Annotated in this window: 11 protein-coding genes; 10 read left to right on the forward strand and 1 reads right to left on the reverse strand. The window is 71.8% G+C overall.

The window, feature by feature from the left end; all coding sequences use genetic code 11:
• Positions 1–54 precede the first annotated feature (54 nt).
• Positions 55–252, forward strand: coding sequence for a hypothetical protein (locus ACZ5DC_RS38470; protein WP_468660781.1), 198 nt, complete (start codon positions 55–57; stop codon positions 250–252).
• Between the two features lie 14 nt (positions 253–266).
• Here the strand turns inward: ACZ5DC_RS38470 and ACZ5DC_RS38475 are convergent, their stop codons facing one another.
• Complete coding sequence (locus ACZ5DC_RS38475; RefSeq protein WP_468660782.1) at positions 267–845, reverse strand: ion channel; 579 nt, start codon at positions 843–845, stop codon at positions 267–269.
• 862 nt (positions 846–1,707) lie between these two features.
• Between ACZ5DC_RS38475 and ACZ5DC_RS38480 the strand changes: the two genes are divergently transcribed.
• From ACZ5DC_RS38480 to ACZ5DC_RS38520, 9 genes are all read left to right on the forward strand, one after another.
• Complete coding sequence (locus ACZ5DC_RS38480) at positions 1,708–2,133, forward strand: DUF7144 family membrane protein (RefSeq protein WP_468660784.1); 426 nt, start codon at positions 1,708–1,710, stop codon at positions 2,131–2,133.
• A gap of 44 nt (positions 2,134–2,177) precedes the next feature.
• A complete protein-coding gene (locus tag ACZ5DC_RS38485; protein WP_468660786.1) occupies positions 2,178–3,152 on the forward strand; it encodes a CorA family divalent cation transporter in 975 nt (324 codons plus the stop codon).
• A gap of 134 nt (positions 3,153–3,286) precedes the next feature.
• The gene (locus ACZ5DC_RS38490) at positions 3,287–4,075 is read left to right on the forward strand and encodes a HipA family kinase (RefSeq protein WP_468660803.1); all 789 of its coding nucleotides are present in this window, start codon (positions 3,287–3,289) and stop codon (positions 4,073–4,075) included.
• Positions 4,072–4,521 (forward strand): DUF3037 domain-containing protein, encoded by a 450-nt coding sequence (locus ACZ5DC_RS38495; RefSeq protein ID WP_366751773.1) that lies wholly within the window; start codon positions 4,072–4,074, stop codon positions 4,519–4,521. Before ACZ5DC_RS38490 ends, ACZ5DC_RS38495 begins: the two co-directional genes overlap by 4 nt.
• Before the next feature lie 148 nt (positions 4,522–4,669).
• Positions 4,670–5,431 (forward strand): 3-oxoacyl-ACP reductase FabG, encoded by a 762-nt coding sequence (gene fabG / locus ACZ5DC_RS38500; protein WP_468660789.1) that lies wholly within the window; start codon positions 4,670–4,672, stop codon positions 5,429–5,431.
• A gap of 21 nt (positions 5,432–5,452) precedes the next feature.
• Positions 5,453–6,214, forward strand: a complete 762-nt coding sequence (locus ACZ5DC_RS38505; protein WP_468660791.1) for an SDR family oxidoreductase — start codon at positions 5,453–5,455, stop codon at positions 6,212–6,214.
• Positions 6,215–6,407: 193 nt separating this feature from the next.
• Complete coding sequence (locus tag ACZ5DC_RS38510) at positions 6,408–7,985, forward strand: ABC transporter substrate-binding protein (protein WP_468660793.1); 1,578 nt, start codon at positions 6,408–6,410, stop codon at positions 7,983–7,985.
• Between the two features lie 119 nt (positions 7,986–8,104).
• Complete coding sequence (gene ung, locus ACZ5DC_RS38515) at positions 8,105–8,788, forward strand: uracil-DNA glycosylase (protein ID WP_468660795.1); 684 nt, start codon at positions 8,105–8,107, stop codon at positions 8,786–8,788.
• 140 nt (positions 8,789–8,928) lie between these two features.
• Positions 8,929–9,441, forward strand: a complete 513-nt coding sequence (locus tag ACZ5DC_RS38520) for a hypothetical protein (RefSeq protein ID WP_468660797.1) — start codon at positions 8,929–8,931, stop codon at positions 9,439–9,441.
• Positions 9,442–9,532: the final 91 nt, after the last annotated feature.

Below are 9,532 nucleotides of genomic sequence, written 5' to 3' on the forward strand. Positions count from 1 at the left end.
TCGCACGGACGGGGTCCGGCAGCCCCCTCGGGCAGACGTGGGGAGAGCAAGCTCATGCGCTACGAGATTCGCGTCGACGGACGGATGACCGAGACGCTGGTCAAGGCGTTCCCCGAGCTGGACCACGTGCTGATGGCCGGTCAGACCGTCCTTTTCGGAGCGGTCGTCGACGAGGCACAGCTGTACGGGCTGCTGGCCCGCTGCCAGTCACTGGGGCTGAGGGTGCTGGAGATGCGCCAGACGCCGACCTGATCCGGGCGCCGCCCTCACTCCGGCGTGTCCCGCCCCCGGCGCCGGAGGCCGGTTCGGACCGCGGCCCCGAGCACCCGGACGGCAAGGCCCACGATCAGCAGGGTGCACGCCATCTGGCACATCACCAGCACCCGCCCCGTCTGGGAGCGCGCGACGATGTCGCCGAAGCCGACGGTGGTGAACGTGGTGAGCGTGAAGTACAACGCGTCGGTTCTGCTCAGGGGCTCGCTGAAGGATCCGGGCACGGCGAGTTCCAGCAGGTAGTAGCCGCTCGCGAAGAGGACCAGGTACAGCGCCACGGTGGCGGCCACGGCCTCGGCGGCCTTCAGCCGCGGCCAGGGCGAGCGCTTGATGAGCCACACCTCCCAGCCGAAGAACAGGCCGGTCGCCAGCAGACCACCGACGAGGGCCACGGCGGTGATGTCCTCTCCGTGCCGGTCCAGCGGCAACAGGTAGTACGCGGCGACGAGGCCGGCCGCGACACCGGCCGAGCGGGCGACCGAGGCGGTCAGGGCCCAGCGGCCCGGCAGGCGGGAGCGTGCCGTTCCCTCCGGCGGGACCTCCTGCCTGCCGGGAGCCACTGGATCGGTCATCTGGTGCCTCTTCGTCCGCTCCGCCACGGGCCGCCCGGCGGCCCACCGCACCTACCCCATCGTCGCGGTCGGCCGCACGGATCACCCGCCGTGGGTGACCCCACGGCGCCCGGTCGGCGGCACTCTGGCCCGGTGAGGTGCCCGTACACGGCCCGTCGGCCGGCCGGAGGGGATCCGCCGACCGCGTGAGGAGGAGCCGTCGCCGGCGCTCACGCGGGCCCCGGCGAGCCTCCCGCGCCGGTGCGGCCCGGGCGGACCGCGGACCGCGGACCCCGCATCCCCGCACCCCGGTCCCCCGGCAGTCCGCGGCCCCCGGGAGGAGGTGCGCCGTCCACGGCCCGGGGCCCGACGGCGCCGGCCACACTCCCCGCGAAGGAGGACCCCGGATTCCGGCACCGCCTCCGGACCCTGGGGCCCGGACCCGTCCGTACCGGCCGATCGGGCACTGACCGCCGGTGAACACGCGGAGTACCTGCGGCTGAGGCGCGCCGCGCGCCTGCTCCACCGGCGCCTGCGACGCCTGGGCGCATCGGTCCCGCTGGTGCTGACGCTCGTGCTCGCCGTCACGGCGGTGCTGTCCGCGGCGACGGGACCGGCGGCCGACCGCGTGGAGCGGGCCGGTCCCGTGACGGACGTTCACCCGTACCGGGTGAGGCGGCCGCGGCCCGCCCCGCGCACGCTGGGCGCACGGCACGGCCACCGGACGCGGACGCGGACCCGGACGGGCGGAGAGCATCCGCCGCCCCGCCCGGGCGGACACCGCTTGAGCGAGGCCGCGGGACCGCCCGCGGCGCGCACGCGCCGGACCGTCTCCGCCACAGTGCGCCGAACACGGCGCACAGCACAGAAACGAGGTCGCACGATGCCCGCCGCACACACCGCGTCCACACCCACCGTCAAACAACAATGGGCCACCGGCCTCACGGCCTTCGCCGCCGTCATGCTCCTGCTCTCCGGTTTGCTGGACGTCTTCCGCGGCATCATGGCGATCGCGCACGACGACGTGTTCCTCGCGACACGCAGCTACGTCTTCCGGTTCGACCTCACGGGCTGGGGCTGGATCCACCTGATTCTCGGCGCCGTCGCGCTGCTGGTGGGCTTCGGTCTCCTCGGGGGCGCCCTGTGGGCCCGCGTCTCGGGAGTGGCCATCGCCTCGCTGGTCATCATCGCCAACTTCCTCTCGCTGCCGTACTACCCGGTCTGGTCGATCGTTCTGATGGCCTTCTCCGGGTTCGTCATCTGGGCCCTGTGCGTGGGGCGGCAGGGCGCGTCCCGCACGTTCGACTGAGGGCCGGGCACGCGAGGGGGCCGGGCGAGACCGCGGTGAGGGCGATGATCATAAGGACGGTGTCGATGCCGGAGGCGGCCACCACGCGCCTCTCCGTGGCGGAGGCGCGTCGGCGGCTCGCCCTCGACCCCTTCCTGCTGCTCGACGTCGAGCAGCCCGCGGAGGAGGGCGAGGAGGGCGGGCCACTGGCCCGCCGGCTCGGCCTGGAGGCGGAGGAGCTGGCGTGGTTCGGCCGCGCGGGGGAGTCCGCGCGGGCCGAGTTCCTGGGCGACCTCGCCGGTTTCGTCGTTCCGGTGGTCCAGGGCGGCCGGGTCGCCCCTCTCCACGTCCTGGCCGGTGAACGCCACCTGGTCGTCTCCCACCGGGGCCGGGCCCGTTTCGCGGAGGAGCTGACCACGCACCTGCGGCGGGAGAAGCCGCACGATGCCGTGGCCACGCTGTTCCTGGTGCTCCAGGAGGCGCTCGCGACGTTCCGCCGTGCCGCGGTGGCCGCCCTGCTCCAGGTGGAGGAGCTGGAGGACGACATGTTCGCGCAGCGGCGCCCCGAGCAGGTTTACCGCCTGTCCCATCTGCGCCGCCGGGCCGCCCTGCTGCATCACTCGCTGCTGCCGTACGTCCAGGTGGTCGAGGAGATGATCACCCGCAGGATGATGAGCCGCGACTTCCCGGAGGAGCGGCAGCGGCTCGCCCAGGAGTTCCAGCGCGCGGCCCGCCTGGTCCTCGCGGACATCGGGTCCTTGCAGGAGGCCACCCGCCGGGCCTTCGCCAGTTACGGGTCGCTGGTCGCGGGCGAGCAGAACGGTGTGATCAACCGCTTGGCCATCGTGTCGGTGATCTTCCTGCCGCTGTCGTTCCTGACGGGCTTCTTCGGCATGAACTTCGCGTTCATGACCAACGAGTTGGAGAGCAGGGCGGTCTTCTGGCTGCTGGCCATAGGGCTTCAGGCGGCCGTCCTGCTGGTCTGCCTCTACGTGCTGCGCCGCACCCGAGCCTGGCGGAGACTGCGGGACGAGACCTGAAGGCCCCGCCGTGCGGACCGTCCCGGCGTCGCGGGCGGCGCCGGGGCGGTGACCAGGGCACTCCTCACCCACGGTCACTCTCGGTTACTATGCTCTCTTCATGCCGGAGGCTGAAGAGATGGATGGCCCGGGAAGTGCTGAAGAAGGTCACCGCGACCCGCTACATCACGCCGCTGCGTGAGGGGGGTTCGCTGCCGGGGCTCGTCGAGGCCGACGACTTCGGCACGTACGTCATGAAGTTCACCGGTGCCGGACAGGGCCGCAAGACGCTGGTCGCCGAGGTGGTGTGCGGCGAACTCGCCCGGCGCCTCGGCTTCCGCATGCCCCGCCTGGTCACCGTCCACCTGGATCCGGTCCTCGGGCTCGGCGAACCCGAGCAGCAGGTGCAGGACCTGCTCCGGGGCAGCGGCGGCACCAACCTCGGCATGGACTTCCTGTCCGGCGCCCTCGGCTACGACCCGCTCGCCTTCCCGGTGAGCCCCGAGGAGGCCGGCCGGATCGTCTGGTTCGACGCGCTGATCAACAACGTCGACCGCTCCTGGCGCAACCCCAACCTGCTCGTGCACCAGGGCGAACTGTGGCTCATCGACCACGGCGCCACCATGATCTGGCACCACAACTGGCCCGGCGCCGAGACCTCGGCGGCCCGTCCCTACGACGCCTCGGACCACGCCCTCGCCGGTTTCGCCCCCGACGTCACGGCCGCCGCGGCCGAACTGGCCCCCCGGGTCACCGAGGACCTGCTGGCCGAGGTCACCGCCGAGATCCCCGACGCCTGGCTGGACGGCGAGCCCGGCTTCGGCACACCGGACGACCTGCGCCGGGCCTACGCACGGCCGCTGCTCGCGCGGGCGGCCGTCATCGCCGGGCGGATCACCGGCATCGGCACCACCAGCGGCTCCGTGACGGGGGAGGGCAAGTGAGCGAGCGCCACATCCACATGGCCGGCCATGTGACCGAGCGGCACATCACCCGGGCGGGCCAGGGCGGGGACCGGGACGTGTTCGAGTACGCGCTGCTGCGGGTCGTGCCCCGGGTGGAGCGCGGGGAGTGCATCAACGCGGGCGTGGTCGTGTACTGCCGCGCCCGGGGCTACGTCGGTGCCGCCACCCATCTGGACGAGGCCCGGCTGCTCGCGCTGGACCCGGCCGCCGACGTCGCCGGGGTGCGGGCCGCGCTGCGTGCGATCGAGCGGCACTGCGCGGGCGGCGACCAGGCCGGGCAGGCCGCGGGCGACGACGCGGGGCGCCGCTACCGCTGGGTGATCGCGCCCCGTTCCACCGTGGTCCAGCCCGGCCCCGTGCACACCGGCCTGACGGCCGACCCGGCGGCCGAGACGGAGCGGTTGCTGGACCTCCTGGTGAGGTAATGGATCACACCGGGCCGACGTGCCGTTGACACCGGGTGCCAGGGCTTCTAGCGTCACGGGTGCTGAAGGTACTAAGCGGTCGCTCACCGCACCAGGGGGTCCTCTCCGAGGACCCGACAGGTTCTCTCAAGGGCGAGGAGACACAGCAATGTCCACCACTGAACAGCGGGTCGCGGTCGTCACCGGCGCGGCGCGCGGCATCGGCGCCGCAACCGCCGTACGACTGGCGGCCGAGGGCCGCGCGGTCGCCGTGATCGACCTGGACGAGGCCGCCTGCAAGGACACCGTCGAGAAGATCACCGCGGCCGGCGGCAAGGCCGTCGCGGTCGGCGCGGACGTCTCCGACGAGGCGCAGGTCGAGGCGGCCGTCGCCCGGGTCGTGGAGGAGCTGGGCGCCCCGACGATCCTGGTCAACAACGCGGGCGTGCTGCGCGACAACCTGCTGTTCAAGATGAGCGCCTCCGACTGGGACACGGTCATGAACGTGCACCTGCGCGGCTCGTTCCTGATGACCAAGGCCGTCCAGAAGCACATGGTCGACGCCGGCTGGGGCCGCGTCGTCAACCTCTCCTCCTCCTCGGCGCTCGGCAACCGCGGCCAGGCCAACTACTCGGCCGCCAAGGCGGGTCTGCAGGGCTTCACCAAGACCCTCGCCATCGAGCTGGGCAAGTTCGGCATCACCGCCAACGCCGTCGCCCCCGGCTTCATCGCCACCGAGATGACCAAGGCCACCGCCGACCGGGTCGGCATGGGCTTCGACGACTTCAAGAAGGCCGCCGCCACCCAGATCCCGGTGCAGCGCGTCGGTGAGCCCGAGGACATCGCCAACGCCATCGCGTTCTTCACCGCCGAGGCGGCCGGCTTCGTCTCGGGCCAGGTGCTGTACGTCGCCGGCGGACCGCTCAACTAAGGACCCAGGGGTAACACGGACATGACTGAACTCCCGGAGCCGTCCGGCAGGGCCGCGATCGTCACCGGCGCCAGCCGAGGCATCGGCTACGGCGTCGCCGAAGCGCTGATCGCGCGCGGCGACCGCGTGTGCATCACCGGCCGGGGCGAGGACGCCCTGAAGGAGGCCGTCGAGAAGCTCGGCGCCGAGCGGGTCATCGGCGTCGCCGGCAAGGCCCACGACCTCGACCACCAGAGCGAGGTCGTCGAACGCACCATGGAGGCCTTCGGCCGGGTCGACTTCCTCGTCAACAACGCGGGCACCAACCCGGTGTTCGGCCCGATCGCGGACCTCGACCTGAACGTCGCCCGCAAGGTCTTCGAGACCAACGTGATCTCCGCGCTCGGCTTCGCCCAGAAGACCTGGCACGCCTGGCAGAAGGACAACGGCGGCGCGATCGTCAACATCGCCTCCATCGCGGGCCTCGCGCCCTCGCCCTTCATCGGCGCCTACGGCGTCAGCAAGGCCGCGATGATCAACCTGACGCAGCAGCTCGCGCACGAGTTCGCGCCCGGGGTGCGGGTCAACGCGATCGCCCCGGCCGTCGTCAAGACCAAGTTCGCCCAGGCCCTGTACGAGAACCGCGAGGAGGAGGCGGCCGCCGCCTACCCGCTCGGCCGGCTCGGTGTGCCCTCCGACATCGGCGGGGCCGCCGCGTTCCTCACCTCCGAGCAGTCCGACTGGATCACCGGTCAGACCCTCGTCGTGGACGGCGGCATCTTCCTCAACGCCGGCGTGGGCTGAGCCGCGCATCTCTTCCGGGCGTCGATTTTCGGACGGATCGGCGCCCGGGAGGGCGTACAGCGTCCGCACAGCGGAATGACAACGTCGTCACCGCTCAGTCGATCAACACGGCCTGAATTCGGGCAGGTTCAGGGCCTCGAACGCTGCGGTATGGTCTGCCGACCCTTGGTACGGCGGATCGAGGAGCGTGCGCGTGTTCAACCGGAACCGATTCCTGCGGAGAGCCGCGGCGATCGCGTCCATATCGCTGGTGGCCGGATGCACTCTGCTGTCCGACGGCGACCCCGACAGCCAGGGCCCGATCGTCGTGGGTACCACCAGCGCCCCCAGCACCCTGGACCCGGCCGGTGCCTGGGACGGCTCCTGGGAGCTGTACCGGAACATCTTCCAGACGCTCCTCGCCTACCCGAACGGCGCCACCACCCCCCAGCCCGACGCCGCCGAGAGCTGCTCCTTCACCGACTCCACGAGCCGCACCTACCGCTGCGAGCTGCGCCCCGGCCTGAAGTTCGCCGACGGCGACCCGCTGACCGCCGAGGCCGTACGGCACTCCATCGACCGCATCCGCACCATCGACGCCCCCGGCGGCCCCGCCGGACTGCTCGGCAGCCTGGACCGCGTCCGGACCCACGGCGACCGCGAGATCGTCTTCCACCTCAACCAGCCCGACGCGACCTTCCCGTTCGTGCTGGCCACCCCCGCCATGTCGATCGTCGACCCGGACGACTACCCCGCCCACTCCCTGCGCAAGGACGCCACGGTCCACGGCTCCGGCCCGTACCGGCTCCAGTCCTACGAGGAGGGCGGCAAGGCCGTCCTGGTGCGCAACGACACGTACCAGGGGTTCGCCCAGCGGCAGAACGACGCGGTGACCATCCGGTACTTCAAGGACTCCGCCGGCATGGTCGAGGCGCTGCGGAACAAGCGGATCGACGTCACCTACCGCGGCCTGGCCGCCGACGACATCCTCGCCCTCCAGGAGCACGGCAGCGAGGACCTGCAACTGGTCGACGGGGCCGGCACCGACATCAGCTACCTGGTGTTCAACCCCAAGGACCCCTGGGCGAGGCAGCCCGCCGTGCGCAAGGCCATCGCCCAGCTCGTGGACCGGGGCGCCATCGCGCACAAGGTCTACAAGGACACCGTCGACCCGCTGTACTCGATGGTCCCCAAGGGGCTGACCGGCCACGCCACCCCGTTCTTCGACGACTACGGCGAACCGAGCGCCGCCAAGGCCCGCACGATCCTCTCCGACGCCGGCATCACCCGGCCCGTGCCCCTCACCCTCTGGTACACCACCGACCGCTACGGCTCCGAGACGGCCCTGATGTTCCGGGAGCTGAAGCGGCAGCTGGACGGCTCCGGCCTGTTCAGCATCACCCTGAGAAGCCGGCCCTGGAAGAGCTATGTGGTGGGCTACCAGAACGGCGAGTACCCGGTGTTCGGGCGCGGCTGGTTCCCCGACTTCCCCGACGCCGACAACTTCATCGCCCCGTTCGTCGGCGAGCACAACGCGCTCGGTACGCCCTACCCGGCCAAGGAGATCACCGGCCGGCTGCTGCCCCACGCGCGCGGGGAGAGCGACCGCGCCCGGACCGTCAAGGACGTGGAGGCGGCCCAGCGGATCATGGTGAACGACGCCCGGCTGATCCCGCTGTGGCAGGGCCGGCAGTTCCTCGCGGCCAGCGTCGACATCTCCGGCGGCGAGCAGGCCCTGGACCCCTCGACGATCATGATGATGTGGACGCTGCACCGCAAGACCAGCTGGTGAGCCGGGCTGCCGGGTCCGGCGGACGGTCCTCGCGGCACGGGTTGTCAGTGGTCGCCTGTAGGTTCGGAGACCTGAAGTGACCGCACGCCGTAGTTGATCGACACCGTGAGGACGTTGACGTGACCGACATCGCCATGCTGCCCGAGTCCTGGCGCGGGGTTCTGGGCGACGAGCTGCAGCAGCCCTACTTCAAGGAGCTGACCGAGTTCGTCGAGGAGGAGCGGGCGAGGGGTCCGGTCTACCCGCCGCGCGAGGAGGTCTTCGCCGCGCTGGACGCCACGCCGTACGAGCGGGTGAAGGTCCTGATCCTGGGCCAGGACCCGTACCACGGCGAGGGCCAGGGTCACGGCCTGTGCTTCTCGGTCCGGCCCGGCGTGAAGACCCCGCCCTCCCTGCGGAACATCTACAAGGAGATGCAGCAGGAGCTGGGCCTGCCCGTCCCGGACAACGGCTATCTGATGCCCTGGGCCCGGCAGGGCGTGCTGCTGCTCAACGCGGTCCTCACGGTCCGGGCCGGCGAGGCCAACTCGCACAAGGGCAAGGGCTGGGAGAAGTTCACGGACGCGGTGATCCGCGCGGTGGCCTCCCGGCCCGACCCGGCCGTCTTCGTCCTGTGGGGCAACTACGCGCAGAAGAAGCTCCCGCTGATCGACGAGACCCGGCACGTGGTGGTCAAGGGCGCGCACCCCTCGCCGCTGTCCGCGAAGAAGTTCTTCGGCTCCCGCCCGTTCACGCAGATCAACGAGGCGATCGCCGCGCAGGGGCACGAGCCGGTCGACTGGCGCATCCCGAACCTGGGCTGACGGCGGCGGGACCGGGGGAACGGCCCGCGGGCCCGTAGTCGCCCACCGGCCGTCGGCACGACGGCGCTGCCTGTCCGGGAATCCGGTGCGCGCCGGTTAGCGTCAGCAGCGGACCATTGCCGACGGCCCGGAGGGACCCCGTGGCGGAGCGACAGGAACAGGCGGCGCCGGACGCCGTGCTGACGCGGATCGGGCAGGTCGTGATGCTGCACCACGGAGGCGACCGCGAAGAGGCCCGCAGCCGCTTCCTGACCTTGTGGGCGGAGGTCGGCGAGGACGGCGACCCGCTGCACCGCTGCACCCTGGCCCACTACCTGGCCGACACCCAGGACGACCCGGCGGACGAACTCGCCTGGGACCTGCGGGCGTTGTCGGCGGCGGAGGAGATCGCCGACGGCCGCGTGGGCGCCGACCCGGCGAGCGTGCGCGGCTTCTTCCCCTCCTTGCACCTCAACCTGGCCGCCGACTACGCCAAGCTGGGCCGCGCCGAGGCCGCCCGCAGCCATCTGCGCCAGGCCCGCAGCACCGCGCGGTGCCTCGCGGACGACGGTTACGGCGCGGGTGTCCGGTCCGAGATCAGCCGTCTGGCACTGCGGCTGGGGGAGGACGGCACCCCGGGCGACGAGCGCTGGAGCCCGCCGCGCCACGGCTAGTAGTGCTTCGTTAGGTTCTGGGTCTGGTTCTGTTGGTGGTGAGGGGTTGGCCGCAGGTGGTGCAGGTGCCGGTCCAGCACCTCAGCAGGTC

Source organism: Streptomyces sp. NPDC031445, from assembly GCF_055581365.1.